The 21,768-nt window shown below is 39.1% G+C and carries 16 protein-coding genes; 5 read left to right on the forward strand and 11 right to left on the reverse strand.

Annotated elements, in window-relative coordinates; genetic code table 11:
- Positions 1-26 precede the first annotated feature (26 nt).
- Positions 27-1,412, reverse strand: a complete 1,386-nt coding sequence (locus MMG00_RS06825; protein WP_242146729.1) for a GntP family permease — start codon at positions 1,410-1,412, stop codon at positions 27-29.
- Positions 1,413-1,543: 131 nt separating this feature from the next.
- Complete coding sequence (denD, locus tag MMG00_RS06830) at positions 1,544-2,503, reverse strand: D-erythronate dehydrogenase (RefSeq protein ID WP_242146731.1); 960 nt, start codon at positions 2,501-2,503, stop codon at positions 1,544-1,546.
- Positions 2,504-2,688: 185 nt separating this feature from the next.
- On the opposite strand from denD, the gene MMG00_RS06835 reads away from it, so the two are divergent.
- Entirely contained in the window at positions 2,689-3,444 is a 756-nt protein-coding gene (locus MMG00_RS06835; protein WP_242146733.1) for a DeoR/GlpR family DNA-binding transcription regulator, read from the forward strand.
- A 76-nt stretch (positions 3,445-3,520) separates the two neighbouring features.
- Here MMG00_RS06835 and MMG00_RS06840 read toward each other — a convergent pair whose 3' ends face one another.
- From MMG00_RS06840 to argC, 4 genes are all read right to left on the reverse strand, one after another.
- The gene (locus MMG00_RS06840; protein ID WP_242146735.1) at positions 3,521-4,684 is read right to left on the reverse strand and encodes an aspartate aminotransferase family protein; all 1,164 of its coding nucleotides are present in this window, start codon (positions 4,682-4,684) and stop codon (positions 3,521-3,523) included.
- Positions 4,685-4,781: 97 nt separating this feature from the next.
- Entirely contained in the window at positions 4,782-5,660 is an 879-nt protein-coding gene (argB, locus tag MMG00_RS06845) for an acetylglutamate kinase (RefSeq protein ID WP_242146737.1), read from the reverse strand.
- A 14-nt stretch (positions 5,661-5,674) separates the two neighbouring features.
- Positions 5,675-6,895, reverse strand: coding sequence for a bifunctional glutamate N-acetyltransferase/amino-acid acetyltransferase ArgJ (gene argJ / locus MMG00_RS06850; protein WP_242146739.1), 1,221 nt, complete (start codon positions 6,893-6,895; stop codon positions 5,675-5,677).
- A 187-nt stretch (positions 6,896-7,082) separates the two neighbouring features.
- Positions 7,083-8,123, reverse strand: a complete 1,041-nt coding sequence (gene argC / locus MMG00_RS06855; protein ID WP_242146742.1) for an N-acetyl-gamma-glutamyl-phosphate reductase — start codon at positions 8,121-8,123, stop codon at positions 7,083-7,085.
- A gap of 408 nt (positions 8,124-8,531) precedes the next feature.
- Between argC and waaC the strand changes: the two genes are divergently transcribed.
- Complete coding sequence (gene waaC, locus MMG00_RS06860) at positions 8,532-9,518, forward strand: lipopolysaccharide heptosyltransferase I (RefSeq protein ID WP_242146744.1); 987 nt, start codon at positions 8,532-8,534, stop codon at positions 9,516-9,518.
- A 9-nt stretch (positions 9,519-9,527) separates the two neighbouring features.
- Here waaC and MMG00_RS06865 read toward each other — a convergent pair whose 3' ends face one another.
- The gene (locus MMG00_RS06865; protein ID WP_242146746.1) at positions 9,528-10,505 is read right to left on the reverse strand and encodes a carbamate kinase; all 978 of its coding nucleotides are present in this window, start codon (positions 10,503-10,505) and stop codon (positions 9,528-9,530) included.
- Positions 10,506-10,723: 218 nt separating this feature from the next.
- Between MMG00_RS06865 and fdrA the strand changes: the two genes are divergently transcribed.
- The 3 genes from fdrA to MMG00_RS06880 all read left to right on the forward strand — a co-directional run bounded on the left by fdrA (position 10,724) and on the right by MMG00_RS06880 (position 14,302).
- Positions 10,724-12,253 (forward strand): acyl-CoA synthetase FdrA, encoded by a 1,530-nt coding sequence (gene fdrA / locus MMG00_RS06870; RefSeq protein WP_242146748.1) that lies wholly within the window; start codon positions 10,724-10,726, stop codon positions 12,251-12,253.
- 22 nt (positions 12,254-12,275) lie between these two features.
- Positions 12,276-13,697 carry a YlbE family protein gene (locus MMG00_RS06875; protein ID WP_242146750.1) on the forward strand — a complete coding sequence of 474 codons (1,422 nt, stop codon included), beginning with the start codon at positions 12,276-12,278 and terminating at the stop codon, positions 13,695-13,697.
- A gap of 104 nt (positions 13,698-13,801) precedes the next feature.
- Entirely contained in the window at positions 13,802-14,302 is a 501-nt protein-coding gene (locus tag MMG00_RS06880; RefSeq protein WP_242146753.1) for a DUF1097 domain-containing protein, read from the forward strand.
- A 393-nt stretch (positions 14,303-14,695) separates the two neighbouring features.
- Here the strand turns inward: MMG00_RS06880 and MMG00_RS06885 are convergent, their stop codons facing one another.
- The 4 genes from MMG00_RS06885 to MMG00_RS06900 all read right to left on the reverse strand — a co-directional run bounded on the left by MMG00_RS06885 (position 14,696) and on the right by MMG00_RS06900 (position 21,673).
- Positions 14,696-15,610: an oxamate carbamoyltransferase subunit AllH family protein gene (locus MMG00_RS06885; RefSeq protein ID WP_490713075.1), complete on the reverse strand. Its 915-nt coding sequence runs from the start codon at positions 15,608-15,610 to the stop codon at positions 14,696-14,698.
- 363 nt (positions 15,611-15,973) lie between these two features.
- A complete protein-coding gene (gene lipB / locus MMG00_RS06890) occupies positions 15,974-16,594 on the reverse strand; it encodes a lipoyl(octanoyl) transferase LipB (protein ID WP_242146756.1) in 621 nt (206 codons plus the stop codon).
- An 859-nt stretch (positions 16,595-17,453) separates the two neighbouring features.
- Entirely contained in the window at positions 17,454-20,564 is a 3,111-nt protein-coding gene (locus MMG00_RS06895; protein WP_242146758.1) for an efflux RND transporter permease subunit, read from the reverse strand.
- On the reverse strand, positions 20,564-21,673 hold the full coding sequence (locus MMG00_RS06900) for an efflux RND transporter periplasmic adaptor subunit (protein ID WP_242146760.1): 1,110 nt from the start codon (positions 21,671-21,673) through the stop codon (positions 20,564-20,566). Before MMG00_RS06900 ends, MMG00_RS06895 begins: the two co-directional genes overlap by 1 nt.
- Positions 21,674-21,768: the final 95 nt, after the last annotated feature.

A 21,768-nucleotide genomic window follows, 5' to 3' on the forward strand; every position in this document is an offset into this window, starting at 1 on the left:
CTATTTTATTACGTGTAGAGTTTTACTTATAAAACCATGTTCATCACAAGTAAGCTTACAAATCCAATGAACCAAGCTATGGTTGTTGGAACTGACCAAATCATCATTTGCATTTTTACATCTTTAGCACCGAGCATGCGGTTTACAACCCAGAACATACTGTCATTAAAGTAACTAAAAAACAGTGCGCCAATCGTTGCCGCTTGAGCTGCAACTAAAGGGTTCACATCCGGAAATTGTGCAATCACTGGAGCCGAAATAGATGCTGCGGTAATCATAGCAACCGTTCCAGACCCTTGAATAATGCGCACTAATGTTGAGATAATAAAAGGAATTAAAATTGGTGAAATCGGTAATAAAGCCACATGCTCTGCTATTAAAGTCCCTGTTCCACTCTCTCTTAAAACAGCACCTAAAGCTCCACCAGCACCCGTTACTAAAAGAATAATCCCAGCTGACTGCAAACCTTCCTCTAAGCGATCAATTGTCTCTTCCTTACTATGCTTTGGCATCAAGGTATAGATAGCAATTAATACACTAATAGAGAGCGCAATAATAGGAGCTCCTAAAAATGAGAAAACCTGCCCCCAAATAGTTTCTGGCAAATAAGCAAATTGATCCAACTTAGAAATCATATTCGTCGTGGTATCAATAAAAATTAATAAAATCGGCACAATAATCGGTAAGGTTGAAAGAAGTAGTGAAGGTAACTCTTTCCCCTCTTTCTCTTTCATATACTGTTCGTGTGTCTCTTTTAAATCATCCGGTGTTTGCGCCACTTCTGGAACTTGAAAGTCTGGATAACGTCGGCCTAGCCACTGAGCATAAAATACAATTCCCACAATACTAGGAATTGCTAAAAATAATCCCGAAATTAACATTGCTCCAATATCTACACCAAATATACCTGCAACCCCTAATGGTCCTGGTGTTGGGGGTACAACATGGTGTGTCAGGATTAATCCCCCCGCAAGCGCTATCGCAAGCGTTAAGATACTAGTCTTACTTTTTTGAGCAAGCGCTTTAACTAATGGAAATAAAATCACAAAAGCAGAGTCAACGAAAATGGGGATACTGACGATGTATCCGGTGATTGCCATTGCCCAAGATTCTTTCTTTTTTCCAAGCCACTTAATAAAACTATAAGCAATTCTCTCAGCGGCACCAGAAACTTCTAAAACTCGGCCCATCATGATCCCTAAACCAATAACGATTCCGATACTTCCTAATGTTGATCCAAAGCCCCCTGAGATGGCACTAACAGTTTCGCTTGCTGATAATCCACCCGATAATCCAGCAATGGCTGCGGCAATCAACATCGCTAATAAAATATGTACACGCGTTCTTAACGCTAAATAAATCAGGGTAAATACTGCAACAATTAACCCAATAATAGGAACATACAACTCCATAACGCTATCCTCCAGAGATCTACCTACAGAGATGCCATGATTTTTATAATGTAGGAGATAATCATCTATAAATAAAAAAGTTCAGTCTCAGTTTTAGTATCACCTTAAAACTGAGACTGAAACACTATGAACTAATTCACACTAATATCGTTTTTAATAAACTCTTGAATGATTTCAGAAAAATCTGTGTTCTGAATAAACCCCATTTTTTGAGCACTGGTAACATCAAATTTCCCAGGCCAACTTGAAACAATTTTATTCACACCTTCATCTTCTTTAAATTCAACACGCTGATAAGCTTCATCTCCTGCAACTGATTTTAAAGTTTGTAGCATCTCTTCAACAGAAACAGTAATTCCTGGAAGGTTAATCGTACGATATGATCCGAAACTATCGGCATTAAGGGTAGCCGCATGAATAATATTGTGAATCACTAATGCCGGGCTAGATAACCATAATTGAAGCTCAGGGTTCACAGGGCAAATAGCACTATCCCCTTGAAGCGGTTCTCTAATAATGCTACTAACAAATGAGGATGCTGCTTTATTAGGTTTTCCTGGTCTAACACAAATCGTTGGTAAACGAACAACGCACCCATCTACAAAACCTTTGCGGATATAATCATTGACTAAAAGCTCACCCATTGCTTTTTCAGCACCATAAGATGATTGTGGGGTTACTGCTGTACTATCTGTAATTACTTCAGGCAACTCTCCACCAAAAACTGCTAATGAGCTAGTAAAAATAAACTTCACTTTAGGAGCTAAATGACGACAAATCTCTAATAAATTACGAGTAATATCGAAATTAACCTGCATTCCTAAGTCAAAATCACTCTCAGCATGACTACTAACAATCGCTGCTAAATGAAAAATAGCAATACATTGATCATCAATAAGCTTTTCAACTTCACCTTTATTAGAAAGGTCTAATGCAATAGATTTTACTCTGCCATCATTATTAGGAATATTAGCCTCTATAATATCGAGAAGAAGTAATTCATCGAAGGCTAATGATGTTTGCTGTAATAACTGATGAGCTAATTTCTGACCTAAGAAGCCAGCACCGCCCGTGATAATAATTTTTTTCATGATAACTCCAAAGTGGGTATTTCCTTATACCTCATCAATATCCACCAATTTTCACCAAAACTCAACATAAAACAGCAAATATATGTCCTAGATCTATATATTCCTACTGCTAAATGATTAAAAATGATGTTGATGATGAGATTTGATATGATAGTAACTTCAAGAAAAATGAGAGGTTTGCAACAATGATCCCTTTAGAGAGACAAAAAAATATTTTAAATCTGATTCAGCAAAATGAAGTGATGAGTATTCAAGAACTTTGTAAAATATTTGATGTCTCTTACATGACGATATGGCGGGATATTAACCTCCTTGAAAAAGAAGGGAAAGTTGCCACCGTTTCTGGTGGTGTTAGAGCTTCAGAAAGGCTCTCTTTCGAGCCATCTCACACAATTAAAGGCGGGTTAAATACTTCTGAAAAAGAGAGTATTGCCCTACTTGCTTGTGAACAAATCCCCAAAAATGCTTGTGTCTACCTTGATGCCGGCACAACTGTTTTAGAACTGGCTAAAAAAATCGCGCATCGTGATGATTTAACCATTATCACCAATGATCTTGTCATTGCTGGGTTTATCGTCCAACACAGTAAAGCAGAGCTCATTCATACAGGGGGAAGAATCTGTAAAGATAATAACTCTGCTATTGGTGAAATTGCTGCGAAAACCTTAAAAAACTTTATTATTGATATAGCCTTTGTCTCGGCCTCTTCTTGGAATCTTCGCGGTATTTCAACGCCTGATGAAAACAAAGTTCCCGTTAAAGAGGCGATAGCGCAAGTCAGTAACAAACTCTACCTCTTAAGTGATTCTAGTAAATATGGCAAAGTTGCAACGTTTATTGCACTGCCAATGAGCGCTTTTGATGCTATATTTACGGATAAAAACCTTCCTAAAAATACGCTTAAAGAGCTCAATAATCTCGGTATTACGGTTTATAGTTAATTTTATCTCCATAAAAAAAGCACCTTTCTTTAAAAAGAAGGTGCTTTCTGATTAATGGTGATGAAAAATGGTGAAACTACTTTTTCATCTCTGTAAAAACTTGATCTAAAATTGGGATTGTTGCATCAATCTCTTTCTCAGTGACGATAAGCGCGGGGAAATAACGAACAACATTACCACCAGCTGCGACTAATAAAAGCTTATGTTCTAAAGCTTTTTTCACAAAATCACCAGCGGCTAAATTCTCTTTTAATTTAAAACCAAGTAGTAATCCCTGCCCACGAATCTCTTCGATCTCTGGATGTTTTACTTGAAGCTCAGAGAGCTTTTGACGCGCATAATCACTCATTTTACGGACATTTGCTAAAAATTCAGGCGTCGTAATTTCACTTAACACCGTGTAAGCAACGCTACAGACAAATGGATTCCCTCCATAAGTTGAACCATGATCTCCAGGTACTAAAATCTCATTAGCACGCCCTTTTGTAATACAAGCGCCAATTGGCACTCCACCACCTAAGGCTTTAGCAAGTGTCACAACATCTGCTTTTAAAGGTAGTTGATCAGAATAGAGAACTGTCCCTGTACGTGATAATCCGCACTGAATCTCATCAAAGATCACAAGCGAGTTATGCTTTTCAGATAAGGCTTTAATTTCCGCAATAAACTCAGAACTTGCTGAAGCTAAACCACCTTCGCCTTGCACAGGCTCTAGGATAATGGCGCAAATATCATCATTAAATTTAGCCTTTAGCTCAGCGACATTATTAAACTCAACTTCTACCGTGTTAGGAATAAGTGGACGATAATCCGCTTGATACTTCTCCTGCCCTGTTACTGCTAATGTACCAGTCGTTCGACCATGAAAGGAGTTTTTCATATAGAGAATGACATTTTTAGAAGGGGAGATTCCCTTGCCATATTTACGTGCAATTTTAAGTGCTAACTCGTTAGCTTCAGCACCACTATTACAGAAAAATACGCGCTCATATTTAGTCGCTTCAAGTAACTTTTCTGCCGCCTTGTTTTGCGCTTCATTGTAGTAAAGATTAGAAACGTGAAGTAAGGTTTCGGCTTGCTTTTGAATCGTCTCGACCATTTTAGGATGTGCATGACCTAACGCATTAACCGCAATACCTGATACAAAATCTAGATATCGATCACCCTTATCATCAATTAACGTTAAACCTTCCCCTTTGACAAAATTGACCGGAAACCGATTATATACATTCAGCAACATGCTTCTATCCTCTTTTAGATATATTTCTATTTCAATAATTTTCTGTTAAACAACATCACTAATCTGCGATGATCATCCCTTTACTGCCGCTAAAACTTTAAACCTCACGATAAATCATCGTGCCACACCCTTCTTCTGTAAATAACTCTAAAAGAATAGAATGCTTAATCTGACCATTTAAGATAATCACATGATGAACACCACGCTCAATAGCTTCTAAACAAGTATTCACTTTCGGAATCATCCCGCCACTAATCACGCCGCTTTTAATATAATCACGTGCTGTTTCAATAGTCATATCGGCAATTAATGATTCTTTATCTTCAAAATCTTTATAAACACCGTTCACATCTGTTAAGAAAATAAGGCGATGCGCGCCCACAGCTGCCGCAACTTCTCCAGCTACATAATCGGCATTGATATTAAAGGTTTCCCCTTCGCTACCAATTCCTATAGATGAAATCACAGGAATATAATCTTGCCCGACTAAAATATCAATCAGCTCGCGGTTGACCTCTGTGATCTCTCCGACAAAACCGATATCAATCTTTTGCCCATCTTTTTCAATAAATTTCTTATGAGCGGTGATCATTCCCCCATCTTTACCACTTAAACCCACGGCTTTTGCCCCAAGTTTATTAAGATCTGCCACAATACTTTTATTGATCTTTGCAGAGAGTACCATCTCGGCAATCTCTACCGTTTCAGCATCACTCACGCGATTACCTTCAATAAACTCTGTCTCTTTATTAACACGCTTGAGCATCGTGTTAATCTCAGGTCCTCCACCATGAATAATAATCGGATGAATGCCCACATATTTCATGAGGGCAACATCTTTCATAAATTCATCACGAACCTTCTCATCTACCATCGCCGCGCCACCATATTTAATCACTACCGTTTTATTCGCATATTTACGAATAAAAGGGAGTGCTTCTACTAAAATGTGGGCTTTGTCGTGATTCGTAATCATTTTATTTCCTTCTATCAGGTCCGATAGTCTGCGTTAATTTTAACGTAATCATAAGAGAGATCGCAGCCCCAAGCGGTTGCGGTACTACCACCATTCATTAGATCCACAAAGATTGTGACCGTATCTTCTTTTAAGAGCTTATCAAGTAGTTCTGTATCAAATGATGCACCAGATCCATCAGCCACGATTTGCACCTTTATATCGCCATTTTCAATAAATACTTGTACCTTTGAAGGATCATATTCAGCGCCGGCATTTCCAACTGCGCAGATAATTCTGCCCCAGTTAGCATCTTCCCCAAAGATCGCAGTTTTTACTAAGCTAGAGGTAATCACAGATTTTGCAACACTTTGCGCATCCGCAAGAGACCTTGCATGTTCTACTCGTACTTCTAATAATTTGGTAGCGCCCTCACCATCACGAGCAATCATTTTTGCAAGTGCTTGGTTAACGGTATCTAAAGCCCGCTTAAAGGCGATATAAGCATCACTATTACCATCAATTAAAGGATTATTAGCTTTACCATTTGCAAAGATAAACGCCGAATCATTTGTACTTGTATCACCATCAACAGAGATCATGTTATACGAAGTATTCACACTTGCTGAGAAGGATTTTTGGAGCATCTCTTTAGTGATATTGGCATCTGTCGTTAATACGGCAATCATCGTCGCCATATTAGGATGAATCATTCCGGAACCTTTTGCCATCCCTGAAATTGTCACGATTTCCCCATCGATCTCAAAATAAACAGCGATCTGCTTTGCTGTTAAATCGGTTGTCATAATCGCAGCGGCAGCTTCATTACCACCTTCGCGGCTGAGTTTGGTAGGGATTTGTGTCAGACCTTTACGGATAATATCCATTGGTAACTGCTTACCAATGACGCCTGTGGATGCTACAAAAATAGATTCCGTATCAACATTCATCTCTTTTGCAATAATTTCACACATTTCAAGCGCATTTGCAGCGCCTTCATCACCGGTACACGCATTGGCGTTACCACTATTGATGATGATGCCTCGATGTTGATCTTGTTCAATAAATTTTGCACAAAGATCAACAGGTGCAGCACGAAACTTATTTTGTGTTAATGCAACTGCAGCAATTGCCGGCTCTTCACTAAACACAAAAGAAAGGTCTTTCTTGCCACTCTCTTTAATTCCTGCAGTCATTCCTGCAGCTTGAAATCCCGGCGTCGAGGTAATCGTTCCGTCTTTCAAAATTGTAATCATTCTCTTCTCCTAACTCTTTGAAGATTGAATATTATGATAAATAATCGAGTCTACCCGATTGAAGTTTCGCAGTTAAAACACCATCATAACCTTTTGTTATGATAGCTTTATTAATTTATTTCACCTATTTTAAAGGTGCTCATATTAAAAAAGATATCATTATTAGTGATACCTTTTATATGTTTGATTAGATATACATCGATAAGCTCGATAAGCCAGTCTCTTCGGGAAAACCAAAGAGAATATTCATACTCTGAACCGCTTGACCCGCAGCGCCCTTAATTAAGTTATCAATGGCAGCAATGACAATCACCTTGCCTCTTTTACTATCGACCCTAATGGCAATATCACAAAAGTTTGTACCACGCACATGGCTAAGCTCTGGCAATCCTTTGCGCACTCTCACAAACGGCTCATCTTGGTAAAAGGCTTGATAAATTTGATAAGCCTCTTCCTCGGAAAGAGTGACGCCTTTTTTAAGATTAAAGTAAATTGTTGATAAAATACCGCGATTCACCGGCAATAGATGCGGGGTAAATAACACATCAACATTTTCATCAGTGAGCTTTTCTAACTCTTTTTCCATCTCTGGTGTGTGTCGATGATTAAAAAGACCATAAGGTTTAAAGTTCTCATTGACTTCGCAATAAAGGGACGTTGTTTTAGCGTCTCGCCCTGCCCCTGTCGTTCCTGTTTTAGAATCGACAATCATATCCGTTTCAACTTTTTTAGCCACGATAAGCGGCGCCGCACCTAAAATAGCCGAGGTAGGAAAACAGCCTGGAGATGCGATAATTGGGCTTTTTGCAATACGCTCTCGATGAAGCTCCGGCAAACCATATACGGCCACTTTACTTAAATCTTTGGCTTTATGAGGCACTTTATACCAAGCTTCATAAGTATTGGTATCTTCAAAACGAAAATCTGCGCCAAGATCGATCACTTTTACCCCATTATCGTAAGCGACTTGACCAAGCTCTTGCGATAAACCATGAGGAAGCGCCATAAAGAGGAGATCAATCTCGTCAATGCGCGCCATAAAATCTTGATCTTTTAATAAGGTATGACTTAATCGACCTTCAAAGTTTGGATATACTTCAGCAATATCCATATCAGCATATGATTTAGAAGAGAGTAGCCTGATATCAACCTCGGGATGCTGCTCTAATAACCATAATAGCTGCTGTCCGGCATAACCCGTTACCCCGATAATTCCGACCCTAATCATTTCCACTCCTAATCTTGCTGTTATCCATTCATTATTATTACTTCGCTCACACGCTATTGTGACAATCTATCTAAAATTGTCACAATAAAACTCAAACTCGAGGAAGTTCCAATCTCAATATCATTTAACTATTGGATTTTTCATATTAATTTAGAGGCTCATAACTGTACTACTACGATCCCTCATTCATCAATGTAGCAGGAGTTTTATACTTTTAAAAGAACTCTTAACGATAATTTCTGATTTATCATTTATTGACTATTAAAGCCGATATGAATTGTGATCCTATAGTCGATAAAATCCTCATCTTTAGGTATAATCCGTCTAACTTTAAATCGAAATAGGTAAAGGCTTTCGTGCTTTAAACCGCGATTCCTTAATGTTGCTATAAACGGATAGATCCATTTCATGAAAAAATTACTGCTTGTTAAGACTTCCTCAATGGGAGATTTAATCCATACCTTTCCGGCATTAACGGATCTATCAGAGCATCACCCTAACGAATATGAGATTACCTGGCTTGTTGAAGAGTCTTTTGCCGATATTGCTAAAATGCACCCGATGACAAAAGAGGTCATTATCTTTGGTAGCCGCCGCTGGAAGAAAAATCTCTTCAAGCGCGAAACATGGCAAGAATTTGGCCAGTTTAAAAAAGCACTACGCAGTGAAAAATGGGATCTTATCATTGATTGCCAAGGGCTTTTTAAAAGTGCCATGATGACAAAAATTGCTGCGCAAAAAGGCACAATTCCAACCTATAGCTATTCTAAAGAATCTATTCGGGATCCTTTTGCCGCTCGCTTTTACCAGCATGGTTTTTCCGTACCAAAAGGCTTAACGGCTATCGAGCGAAATCGCCAACTGTTTGGAAAAATTTTCGATTATACGCCAGCCCCACTTGCCAATTTTGGGATTCAACATTGGGATGAAACATCTCCTTTAACCCCAGAAGAACCCTTTGCAGCGCTTATCCATGGAACAAGTGCTGAAAATAAAGAGTGGCCAGAAGCTAAATGGATTGAGATTGGCAACTGGCTCTTTGAAAAAGGCATACTCTCTATTTTATTTTGGGGAAGTGAGAGAGAGAAAGAACGCGCAAAAAGAATTGCTAACAAAGTGCCAAATGCAATAGTGATGCCTAAAGTCTCTATTCAAGAAGCGGGGCTCATTCTCTCTAAAGCAACGCTGATCATCGCCGTTGATACAGGATTTGCACATCTTGCAAATACCCAAGATCGCCCTGTTATTGGTCTTTTCTTAGGAAGCCATGCAGATTATGCCGGCGTTATTCCAACACAAAACAATCCACATGCCGTTAATCTTGGGGGGAAAGGTCAAAATCCTGAAGTTTCTAAAGTGATCGAGGTAATCGAGTCTTTCAATATCTTAAAGTAAGATTAAGCCTTAAAGCGATTCACAGGTTATTTTAGTGCCGGTTTTACCATTAAGCGCCGATACCATCGATTCTAAAGTTGTGACAATACCTGTGCCTTGAGGATTTTTATCTAAATACGCTAATAAAGATTCGATCTTCGGCAACATGCTGCCTGCAGGAAATTGCCCTTCTTTGATATAATTATTTGCTTCTTTTACCGTTAAATGGTCTAACCATTGTTGATTCTCTTTACCAAAGTTTATTGCAACCTTTTCAACACCTGTAGGAATCAGATAAACATCTGCTTTCATCGCTCCTGCTAAAAGAGATGAGACACGATCCTTATCAATCACCGCCTCAATCCCTCGAAGTTCCCCTGTATCATCTACTACCACAGGAATTCCCCCTCCACCACAAGCGATCACTAATACATCATGCGCAATTAATGCTTTTATCATCTCTAATTCAATAATATGTTTAGGTTTAGGAGAGGGTACTACACGGCGCCAACCTCTTCCTGAATCTTCAACCACTTCCCACTTTAATGTTTGCACACGATTAATCGCCTCTTCCTCTGTCATGAAAATACCCACAGGCTTATCGGGTGCTTGAAACGCTGAATCATCGGCATCTACCACAACTTGGGTTGTCAATGCTACAACAGGATGTCGTGATTTTCGCTGTAATAATTCGTTATAAATGGATAATTGTAAAAGGTAACCAATCTCACCTTGAGTACTAGAGACATAATGATCTAAAGGATAAGTTGGAAGATTTTTTTTAGCCGCCTCATCTTGCAAAAGATGAACACCCACATGTGGACCATTACCATGAGTTAATACTACTCTCCATCCAGCTTCTATTAGATCAACAAGATCAACAGCTAACTTTGCTGCGATTTTTCGCTGAGATTTGATATCAAGATGTTCATTATCAGGAATTAAGGCATTCCCCCCAATAGCGAGTACCATAATCGGCTTTTTATCAATATTTCGATGATCTGGCATTTTTAACCTCCTTTATTAAGGTATTAACTACTCACTGTATCTTAATTAGTTACCATTTTAAAGGCATTCGTTATTTAAAAGGATATAGTTTTATATAGATCAAATTTTAGTCATTACTTTTAAAAAAGGTTTGTAATCAAGCGGCTGACTGGTTAATGATGAAATATAGGCATATCGCATTGCCTAATCTTCACCATCAATTTAAAGCGAGGGAAAAGATGATAATTAAATCAATTATTAAAAAAGAGACCTATATCGACTCAATGAGTCTGATGGCGCTATCCACAAAGGTTAATAAATTACCACTTGTTGAAAAAGCGATGATCGGTATGGGAACCGACATGAATAAACAAGTAATTAGCGATGTTGGATTAATGACAAGTGAAATAGAATCAGCCAATAGAGGGGATTTAATCATTGTTTTCATGGTAAAAAATAAAGAAGATATTGATACCGTCTTACAAGAAATTGCGGATTTACAAAAAAATGATGATCAGACAGAGAAAAGTGAACGCAGCTATCACTCATTGGCTAAAGCCTTAAAAGAAAAACAAGATAGTAACTTAGTGCTCTTCTCAATCCCTGGGGAATATATCTTTCAAGAGGCTAAAGATGCACTATTACAAGATCGTCATGTCATGCTCTTTAGCGATAATGTCTCTATTGAAGAGGAACTCTCTTTAAAAAAACTTGCAATTGAACGAAACCTTCTAATGATGGGGCCTGATTGCGGCACTGCGATTATCAATGGTGCGGGGCTCTGTTTTGCCAATAAAGTTACAAGGGGAAGCATTGGTATTGTCGCAGCTTCCGGAACAGGAAGCCAAGAAGTAAGTGTACAAATTGATCGACTTGGTGGCGGTATTAGCCAATTGATTGGCGTGGGTGGTCGTGATTTAAGCGAAGATATTAATGGCATCATGATGGAACATGCGATTAATATGTTAGATAAAGATCCTCAAACCAAAGTTATTACCCTTATCTCTAAGCCCCCGGCAAAATCAGTTGAATCAAAAATCATCACCCTAGCTAAAACACTCTCTAAACCGGTTGTGATCTGCTTTATAGGATCTAAAGAACCATTAGATAGCCCGCAATTAACCATTGTGCCTAATACCTTATTAGCTGCGCAAAAAGCGGTAGAAATCGCTTACGGCTCATCAATAAAGCCGCAAAAAACGACAATTGATATCAACACTTTAAAGGCGGCATTACAACCTTCACAAAAAAATCTACGAGGTCTTTTTGCCGGCGGTACTGTTTGTGATGAGGTGTACTACGCTTTAATAGACGCGGTTCCTGTTATCTCTAATGTGGCAGGCCCTAAAGATCAGCGTCATCAATTTGGCACTCCACTGAAAGGCAATGCCGTTATTGACTTTGGGGATGATGATTATACTCAAGGTCGAGCGCATCCCATGATTGATAGTACCTTTAGATCTCAAGCGATCATTGAGCAAGCTAATGATCCTTCCGTTGCCGCTATTATGCTCGATTTTGAACTGGGGTTTGGTGCAAATGAAGATCCTGTAGGATCGATGCTTCCTGATATTCAAAAAGCCCAAAAAATTGCGGCAGATGCAGGGCGTAAGCTCCTATTTATTGCCTATCTACTAGGCACGGATTTAGATCATCAAAATAAAAGAAACCAAGAGAAAGCGCTAAAAGATGCCGGTGTTATTGTGGTCGATAGTGTTGCGGAGCTAGGACAAATATCGAGCTCAATTAGTCAAATGATTAGCCATTAATTTTAACCATAGGAGTTTAACGATGAACAATAAGAATTTATTTGAGCAACAGTTATCCGTAATTAATGTTGGCGGCGAAATTTTTAAAACAGATTTAGAGCGTCAAGGCGTGGATGTCGTACAAGTCAATTGGAAACCAAGAATTCCTTTAAGTCCCAAATTGCAAACCGCTTTAGAAAAACTTAAACAACCGGAAATTGTAGCAAAAATCACCGAAGCAAACCAAAAAGCGGTTGACCTTATTATTCAGGCACATCCTGTTTTAGTCGGCTATGAAAAAGCGATTGATGTGGTCCCTGGAATGAAGAAAAATATGATTATTCACGCAGGCCCGCCCATTGAGTGGGAAAAAATGTGTGGCGCAATGAAAGGCGCTGTAACAGGAGCCATCGTTTTTGAAGGATTAGCCAAAGATATTCAAGAAGCTGAAAAAGTTGCCGCATCTGGAGATATTATCTTCTCACCTTGCCATGAGCATGATTGCGTCGGCTCAATGGCAGGTGTGACCTCAGCTTCCATGTATATGCATGTCGTAAAAAACAAAACCCACGGCAATATCGCTTACACTAATCTCTCAGAGCAATTAGCCCGTATTTTAAGAATGGGTGCGAATGACCAATCAGTGATTGATCGCTTAATTTGGATGCGAGATGTTTTAGGACCGATCTTAAGTGAAGCGATGGGATTTGCCAAAGAGATTGATCTTCGAATGCTTCTAGCACAAGCGATACAGATGGGGGATGAAGATCATAATAGAAATAATGCCGGCACTGCACTATTAGTACAACAGTTAACCCCTCATATTTTAAAAACTGATTTTCCTAATGAAGATAAAATTGCTGTTTTTGAATTTATCGCAAGTAGTGAGTACTTTAGTGGACCTACTTGGATGGCCTATTGTAAAGCTGCACTAGATGCCGCTCACGGGGTTAAAAATAGCAGTATCGTCACAACAATGTGCCGAAATGGTGTGGATTTTGGTATCCGCTTAAGCCATTTTGAAGGTTTTAACTGGTTTGTTGGTCCTGCGCAAAAAGTCATTGGCCCGATGATGGCAGGATATACTGAGGCAGATTCAGGTTTAGATATTGGTGATAGTGCTATTACCGAAACCTATGGTATAGGTGCTTTTGCGATGGCGGCTGCTCCTGCAATCGTTCCACTTGTCGGGGGGACTGTAGAAGAGGCGATCAACTACTCTATAGATATGCTCGATATCACAACAGATGTAAACCCCAATATCACGATTCCAATCCTAAACTTTCGCGGCATAGCCACCGGTATTGATGCCATCAAAGTGGTAGATACGGGAATGCTTCCAATTATTAATACCGCAATTGCCCATAAAGATGCCGGAATAGGGATGATCGGTACAGGATTAACCAATCCTCCTTTTAGTGCTTTTGAAAAGGCCCTTATTGCATTAGCAGAGAGTATCGCTTAATAATTTTGTAAAAAATAAGTGACAACCCATTGAGTGATAAATCATCTTTTTATATTTATCACTCAAAACTATCGCTTTATTTAATTAGTATAGAGGGATATTTTATGAAGAATCCTAATAAAAAAATACCTAAAGAGCTACTAATATCAGCCCTTTTTACAGGTCTCCTTTGTGGCCTTTGGGCCGGTTTTGCAGATTACTTGTTTTTAAATGTTTGGGCAGGATTTGCAGGTTGTACCGCCTATTTTGCAACAGGGAAGCATAATCTTCAGGCCTTAATCATCACCATTACGACAACATTAGTCGGAGCATTGATGGCTTTTTTAATGATCATTTTAGAAACAAAAACTTTTGGCTTTATTGGTGGTCCTATTGCCGGCACGCTTGGCGTAGGCTCTCTTGTTGCCATTATTGTCTTGCTTGGCATTAATAAATGGCTCTCTTTTGTTCCTGGAATGTTTGTTGGTTGCTATACTTTCTTTGCCATTGATGGCATGAATGATGGCAACTGGTTAACGCTCTGCCTCTCTTTAACCGTTGGTGCAATCTTGGGATATTGCTGTGATATCGGGGGAAGTAAACTCGGAAAAAAACTCTCCTATTAACCCCATAGCAAAATTATCATCAATTTGGTTTAAGAGATGCTGCTTTAAAAGTAAAACTATACAGCGTGTGAATTAAACATGCTTATATGATGCCGGATAGAACGATTCATACGCTTCTCATAACCAATGCGCCGGCAATCTGATTTGATCACTTTTAAACAGATTCTACGATATAATCGATTCGGTTGAAGAAACACTATTTTAAAACTAAAATAGTCCAGACAGCATATGAATCTAACCCGCTTGCATGATGCCGGATAGAACCATTCTTGCGCTTCTCATAACTGATGCGCCGATAGTCTGAGTCAATGATTTCTAAACTGACTTCACTATCAACCAAAGACTTTTCTTAATTCTATTTCATGATATCTCTTTATAGCGTTTCTTTATTCTTTACTTAAAGCCCCACTCAATATTTGTCATCTTTACAAGCTTTAGCCCCGAAAGAATGCCGGTTACCATATCTCCCCCTGATTGAGAGCCTATTGATAAAATTTTTAACAAACACGCTTTCTCGTTTAATAAAGAATCGCTTTGAAATGGCTTACTTAAGAGATTGCCGTAATCTAATAACCACTCATTAAATTGCCCTAAACTCCCATGATGCAGCATCCACCAGCTAATATCATGGGTTTTATCTTGGCTATTATCGACGATTTGCTCTATCTGGTAGATCTCATCTTGAAAGCGATCACCATAAAGATAAAGAACGAGCATTAAACCTAAAAGACGATCATCTCCTGAAGGCGTTAATCCTTGCCCTAGCCCTATTAACGCTTCAACATATACTTTTACTAATACGTTATTTTTATAAAAAAGTGCCTGTATTAATCCCTCTAAACTCTCTCTTAATTTTTGTGAGATATATAATGCTACGCTATTTTCTATTTCCATATCCAATGGGCTAATTAATGCTTCATGCGCCATTAGGAGCTCACTAATTAGATCAATCTCTGCATTTTTTATCGCTCTATTAATTGGGGAAATTGTACTTTCCCAGATCAAAGGCTTATTTGAAAATGAAAACTCAATGTCCTGATTTGCTAATAATCCTGAGTGATAAACAAATTTTTGCCCTACGTCAATCGCTTTAGACAGTGAACTAAATGAGGGTATATTCACTAAAGCAGTTGAAGGTCCATTGGGTAATCCATCGCACAATAGCGTTATCATCGCCCCTTTTTGATCTATCAGATTTACCGCTTTCGCAAAACGGCTATGAACTTCATAGCTTATCGGCAGCTTGTCTCTAAGCCGCAATAACAGAGTGTTATCAATAGAGGTAATATTTATGGGCATATCATTCATTTCATAAAATATAGTATCTTCGGTTTAAAAAGGCCTCTCTTGCACCAAGAGGGAATGCTTACATTCTTCTTGCTATCTCATCCATTCAATTTAAATCAAAGGCTTTTATTAATCCTATCTTACTATAATGGGATCTATCGTCGTATGGCGAGTGAATAAGGCTAGCTTACAAGATGCCGGAAAAATCAGCTCTTACACTTCTAATAACCGATGCGCGCGCAATCTAGCTCAGTCACTTTTAGCGATTTTACTATACGTCTTTGCAAACAATGCTTTCAACTTGCCTAATCATAGTATTTGAAATTTTATGATGAGAAAAATAGCCCTTAAGTTAACCCTTTTACCGCTTAAGATTACTCTATTTTATAAAGAGAGCTGCTTTTCATCTAAAAAGAATATTAAGTGATCGACTAAACCTGCTTCTACGGCAAGAATATCAATTTTATGAGGTAATAAATCTGCCATCTGCACCACCTCTAATCCTGAATATCCGCAAGGATTAATCCCTTTAAAAGGCGTCAAATCCATATCTACATTTAAGCTTAAACCGTGATAAACAGAGCCTTTACGGATTCTTAATCCTAAAGCTGCAATCTTTTTACCATCCACATAAACACCGGGCGCATCCACATCTCCAGCACCTTCAATACCATAATCTTTTAAGGTCGCAATAATCGCATTTTCAAGCGCTCTAACTAACGATCGAACGCCGCAATTACGGGCTTTAAAATTAATTAAGGTATAAATAACAACTTGCCCAGGTCCGTGATAAGTCACTTGTCCGCCCCGATCGACTTGCACAATAGGGATATTACATGCGTTTAAGATATGCTCAGGCTTACCATTTTGCCCTTGCGTATAAACAGATGGATGCTCAACAATCCAGAGTTCATCCTCTATTTCTGGCGTTCTTGTCTCTGTAAAAGACTTCATCGCTTCATAAACTTCAGCATAAGGCTTTAAGCCTAAATAACGTACTTTCATTAATGCTCTTTTACTTTATCTGATCTAACCCTCAATATTGTACCCGATTATAGCGATCCATTAAGATAATTCCCCAAGGATTTTGCGATCTATAGTGATTTCCAAATAAAATAAGAGATCCAAATTTATTAGTTAGTCATCCTCTTAAAATAGGTTGATAAGCGGCAGGGTCGAATGCTTGCATGTTTTTTGAAATGATGTGCCTGCAGTTTTAAGCCTTTTTCGGCTCGTATCGAAATTTAATGCGTAATAACTATATCTCTCTTTTTATAGATGATTCAATTTAAAAGATCCCTCTTGCGGCGGAAGGGAATATTAGCATCCTTCTTGCTATCTCGTGCTCCCATGTTTAGCCGACTCAGTTTAAAAGTCACGATAGCAAATTGCCGGCATATCGGTTGTGAGAAGCGCAAGAATCGTTCTATCTGGCATCATACAAGCAGGTTTGATGCACTCAGTACCCTTAATGCTTTTATAGTGAAATCGGCTTGAAAGCCACTGAATCAGATTGCCGGCGCATCGATTATGAAAATCGCAAGAATGGTTCTATCTGGCATCATGCAAGCCGGTTTGATACACACTCAGTACCCTTAATACTTTTATAGTGAAATCGGCTTGAAAGCCACTGAATCAGATTGCCGGCGCATCTGTTATGAAAATCGCATGAATGGTTCTATCCGGCATCATGCAAGCCGGTTTGATTCACGCTGTACTATTTTACTTTTAAAATAGTTTCTTAAACCGAAAATCCAATAGATCACTACCCTATAAGTTAAAGTTCGATTGATAAAAAAGCCTATCTTGTTAAAAGATAAGCTTTTTTAATCTTAAGAATAACTCTTTACCAAACCCCTCAATATTAAGAAGAAGTATAAAGAAGCTCCTCATTCACTTCACTATGACGACCACCAATAAAGAGATAGATAACAGGCACAACTACGAGCGTTAATACAGTTCCAACCCCCATGCCCCCAACAATGACCCAACCAATTGCTTGACGAGATTCAGCACCGGCACCTACCGCCATTGCTAAAGGTACGGCGCCTAAAACCATCGCACCTGTCGTCATTAAAATTGGGCGTAATCTTAAGGTAGCTGAGCGAATCACGGCATTTACCTTATTCTCACCTTCAGCCATAATCTGATTGGCAAATTCTACAATTAATATTCCATGCTTAGTAATCAGTCCTACTAGCGTAACAAGCCCTATCTGGCTATAAATATTAATCGTTCCTCCCGCAAGATAAAGCGCTCCTAATGCCCCAAATCCTGCTAATGGCACACTAAAGAGAATAATAAATGGATCAATCCATGATTCAAACTGCGCTGCTAATACAAGGTAAATAAAGACAAGTGCCATTAAGAAAATCAATACCATTGAGGCGCCTGATTCAATAAACTCTCTTGATGAGCCTTGATAGTCAAGCATCGCTTCAGCATTAACCTCTCGAATAATATCTTCAACAATCGCAATCCCCTCTCCTTGTGAAATACCTGAGAGAAGGTTCGCTGAAATAGTGACTGAACGCAGCTTATTAAAGTGGCGTAAGTTTTGCGGGGCAATTGTTTCAGTCACACTCACAAAGTTTGATAGTGGTACCATCTCCCCATATTGAGAACGGACATAAATTCCCTCTAGATCTCGAGGTTGGCTACGCTTTTGAGGATCTACCTGAACGAGTACATCATATTGCTCAGCCCCTTCTTTATAGCGCGTAACATTTCGCCCGCCAAGAGCGGTCTCTAATGTACGGCCAACCACAGAAACATCAATTCCAAGAAGTGCTAACTTCTCACGATCTACATAGACTTCTAATTGTGGGGTATTCATTCGAAGATCATTATCAGGAGAAATGAGAACAGGATTATCCCGCATTTTTTCCATAATTTTTGTCACTTGACGATCTAGCTCTTCAAAAGTCTCATTTGAACGAATCACAATCTGCACATCTTTAGAGTCCCCACGTTGACCTAAAGATTGTGGGTCACTTGCAAAAACACGTAAACCCAATGCACGATCTTTTAATCCCTCATTAATGCGAGCTGTCATCTGCATTTGCGATTCATCACGATCATCCCAATCTGGCAATGTGACAAAGGCTAATGCACCCATCGCAACACCAGAGATGGTATAAACAATTGTCCCCTCAGGAAGCGTTTCTAACAGATACTCCTCTACTTCTGTAAAGTATCTATCCGTAAAATCTACCGTCGCTCCTTCAGGTGTAATTGCACTGACACGGATAAACCCCCGGTCTTCTGTAGGTGAAAGCTCTTGCGGTAAATTAAGATAAAGTAATCCTGTTGCACCAAATAGTGCAAACATTATCAATACTACTAAATATTTCGCCTTTAAAATCGCTCTTAATAATGTCTCATAAGCATTGGTAATTCCGACTAAAACCTTTTCCACAAAATCATAAATAGGCGTTAAAATCTTACCAATTACCGTATTTTTTTTCTGCTCTTCCTCTTCTTTACTTGGGAGTAACCTTGAACACATCATCGGAGAGAGTGTTAAGGCCGTAAATCCAGAAATCAATACCGTAATGGATAAAGTCACCGCAAATTCAACAAATAACTGACCAATACGGCCTTGAGTAAAGGTTAAAGGTAAAAATACAGCCGCAAGCGTAATCGTCATAGCAATAATGGCAAAACCGATCTCTTTAGAGCCGATAAATGCGGCTTTAATAGGTCGAACGCCATTTTCAATATGACGATGGATATTCTCAAGCATCACGATTGCATCATCTACCACAAGACCAATTGCCAAGACAAAGGCGAGCAATGTTAAAGTATTAATGGAGTAACCTAAAAGGTACATTACAAACAGGGCGCCCACTAATGAAATGGGGACTGTCACCATCGGAATTAACGTCGCGCGCCAATTACGAAGGAAAATAAAGATAATCACCCCAACAAAGATTAAAGCCTCGATAATCGTTGTATAAACAGAGCTTAATGACTTATTAATAAAAACAGAGCTATCTGAGGTAACTGCAATCTGCACACCATCAGGCAATGTCTCTTCCAATGCCGGCATTAAGTTTCTAATATCTGCAGATAATGTTAAGGGGTTCGCAACTGATTGTTTAATGACCGCAACACCAACACCAGGACGCCCATTTAATCTTGGTCTAGAAGTCTCTTCAACACCCCCTAGCTCAACTAACGCAACATCGCTTAAACGCACGATAGGTCTATTTTTTTCCGCCTCATTATCGGCAACTTTGATGATGATATTTTTAAACTCATCGACTTGGTTGAGATCCGTTCTTGCAACAATAGAGAACTCTTGGGTCGAACTCTTAATCGTCCCTGCTGGAATCTCCACATTTTGCGCACGAAGTGCGGCTTCCACATCATTTACCGTGACATCTAAAATAGCGAGCTTTTGCGGGTCAATCCAGATCCGCATCACAGGTTCTCGCCCCCCCCAAATCGTGACGCTCGCAACCCCTTCTAAAAGCTCAATTTGAGGTTGTACAACTGTTTCTACCATCTTCGTTAATTCAATAGCACTATGCTCATTACTGGAGAGCGCTAAAATAACAACCGGGTCTGCATCTGAGTCACTTTTTTGAATAATAGGATCATCCACCTCATCTGGCAGTGAACGCTTTGCTCTTGCTACACGGTCCCTGACATCATTTGCCGCTTCTTCGATATCTTTTGTCGAATTAAAGGTAATATTGATATAAGAAGAGCCGCGGCGAGAGTCAGAGGTAATAAAATCAATTCCATCCACGCTAGTGACAGCATCTTCAATCACTTTTGTCACCTGCGTTTCAATAATCTCTGGGCTTGCGCCTTGATAGGTTGTTCTAACGCTAATAACAGGTACATCAATATCTGGGTATTCACGGATCGTCATCCGATCAAGGCCAATTAATCCAAGTAATATCAATACAATATTGATAACAATGGCAAAAACAGGACGTTTAATCGAGACTTCTGACAATTTCATTATTCAGCTTCTCCTACAGATTGATCTGAACCTAAAACTTGGCTCGCCCCACCTTGGGAAGTTGGAATTCTTAATTTGATATCCCCTGTAACATCTCGCACTAAACTCTCATCTTTAATACGAACTTGCCCTGCCTTAACAACGATATCATCTGCATTTAATCCAGATAAAATCTCCACATTAAAAGTACTTCTTTGCCCAATCTCTACCGGCACTAACTCCGCTTCAAAGACATCCGGATCAGATGTAGGTTTTGCACGATAGACAAACTGCGCCCCTTCTGAGGCAAAAATCGATTCCTCAGGAATAATAATCACTTGATAATTTAAGGGCACTAATAGATTTAATCGTGCAAAGGAACCTGCAATTAACGACTGATCTTCATTATGAAAGCGTGCGAGCACTGTTAAAGAGCGCCCTTTTTGCTCAATCTCAGGACTCACCGCATAAACTTCTGCGGCAAATAGTTTATTGGGGAAATTATCGATCGTAAATTTTACATTTTGCCCAGTTTCAACCACGTGCGCGACACGCTCTGGAATATTAAATTCTAAACGTAACTGATCGATATTTAATAATCTAACAATGTCAGCACCCGCTTGAACATAATCCCCAAGCTCAACATTTTTAAGCCCGACAGTTCCAGAAAATGGCGCATAGATAAATCGGCGATCATATTTTGCTTTTGCAATCGCTTCATTAGCAACTGCTTGCTCATATTCAGCTTGTGCAATATCTCTTGCTTGCGCTGTTGAGCCCCCTTTAGCAGCTAATAACCGGTCTAAATTTTGCTTTGCTAAAACCCGTCTTGCCGTTGTTTCACGCAGCTCTGCAGCTTCTATACTTGAGTCGAGCGCTAAAAGAAGATCCCCCTCTTCAACAGATTCTCCCTCTTTAAAGGCAATATTCACAATTCTTCCCGAAGCTTCAGGTCTTACAATCACTTCTTGATAAGGATGTAAAATTCCTACGGCGTAAATCTCTTCAAATTTATCTTGAAGTACGACTTCTGATAATTCAACATCTGTCACTTTCGCCATTGAAAAAAGAGGGGTGAATGCGATTCCTAAAAAACCTACCGCAAGTATCTGTCTTAAAGTTTTATACATCTTTTATCTTTCACCAATATTGATTTTATTTATAGTTGTTAAATATGAAGATATCACATCATTTCTCTATAAACATTGATTTTACAATGCCTTTT

This window comes from Ignatzschineria rhizosphaerae (assembly GCF_022655595.1).
GTDB classification, from domain to species: Bacteria; Pseudomonadota; Gammaproteobacteria; order Cardiobacteriales; family Wohlfahrtiimonadaceae; genus Ignatzschineria; species Ignatzschineria rhizosphaerae.

Bases quoted from the DNA above. Each gene is read 5' to 3' on its own strand.
- MMG00_RS06825 (WP_242146729.1), bottom strand. From the start codon at position 1,412: ATGGAGTTGTATGTTCCTATTATTGGGTTAATTGTTGCAGTATTTACC.
- denD (WP_242146731.1), bottom strand. From the start codon at position 2,503: ATGAAAAAAATTATTATCACGGGCGGTGCTGGCTTCTTAGGTCAGAAA.
- MMG00_RS06835 (WP_242146733.1), top strand. From the start codon at position 2,689: ATGATCCCTTTAGAGAGACAAAAAAATATTTTAAATCTGATTCAGCAA.
- MMG00_RS06840 (WP_242146735.1), bottom strand. From the start codon at position 4,684: ATGTTGCTGAATGTATATAATCGGTTTCCGGTCAATTTTGTCAAAGGG.
- argB (WP_242146737.1), bottom strand. From the start codon at position 5,660: ATGATTACGAATCACGACAAAGCCCACATTTTAGTAGAAGCACTCCCT.
- argJ (WP_242146739.1), bottom strand. From the start codon at position 6,895: ATGATTACAATTTTGAAAGACGGAACGATTACCTCGACGCCGGGATTT.
- argC (WP_242146742.1), bottom strand. From the start codon at position 8,123: ATGATTAGGGTCGGAATTATCGGGGTAACGGGTTATGCCGGACAGCAG.
- waaC (WP_242146744.1), top strand. From the start codon at position 8,532: ATGAAAAAATTACTGCTTGTTAAGACTTCCTCAATGGGAGATTTAATC.
- MMG00_RS06865 (WP_242146746.1), bottom strand. From the start codon at position 10,505: ATGCCAGATCATCGAAATATTGATAAAAAGCCGATTATGGTACTCGCT.
- fdrA (WP_242146748.1), top strand. From the start codon at position 10,724: ATGATAATTAAATCAATTATTAAAAAAGAGACCTATATCGACTCAATG.
- MMG00_RS06875 (WP_242146750.1), top strand. From the start codon at position 12,276: ATGAACAATAAGAATTTATTTGAGCAACAGTTATCCGTAATTAATGTT.
- MMG00_RS06880 (WP_242146753.1), top strand. From the start codon at position 13,802: ATGAAGAATCCTAATAAAAAAATACCTAAAGAGCTACTAATATCAGCC.
- MMG00_RS06885 (WP_490713075.1), bottom strand. From the start codon at position 15,610: ATGAATGATATGCCCATAAATATTACCTCTATTGATAACACTCTGTTA.
- lipB (WP_242146756.1), bottom strand. From the start codon at position 16,594: ATGAAAGTACGTTATTTAGGCTTAAAGCCTTATGCTGAAGTTTATGAA.
- MMG00_RS06895 (WP_242146758.1), bottom strand. From the start codon at position 20,564: ATGAAATTGTCAGAAGTCTCGATTAAACGTCCTGTTTTTGCCATTGTT.
- MMG00_RS06900 (WP_242146760.1), bottom strand. From the start codon at position 21,673: ATGTATAAAACTTTAAGACAGATACTTGCGGTAGGTTTTTTAGGAATC.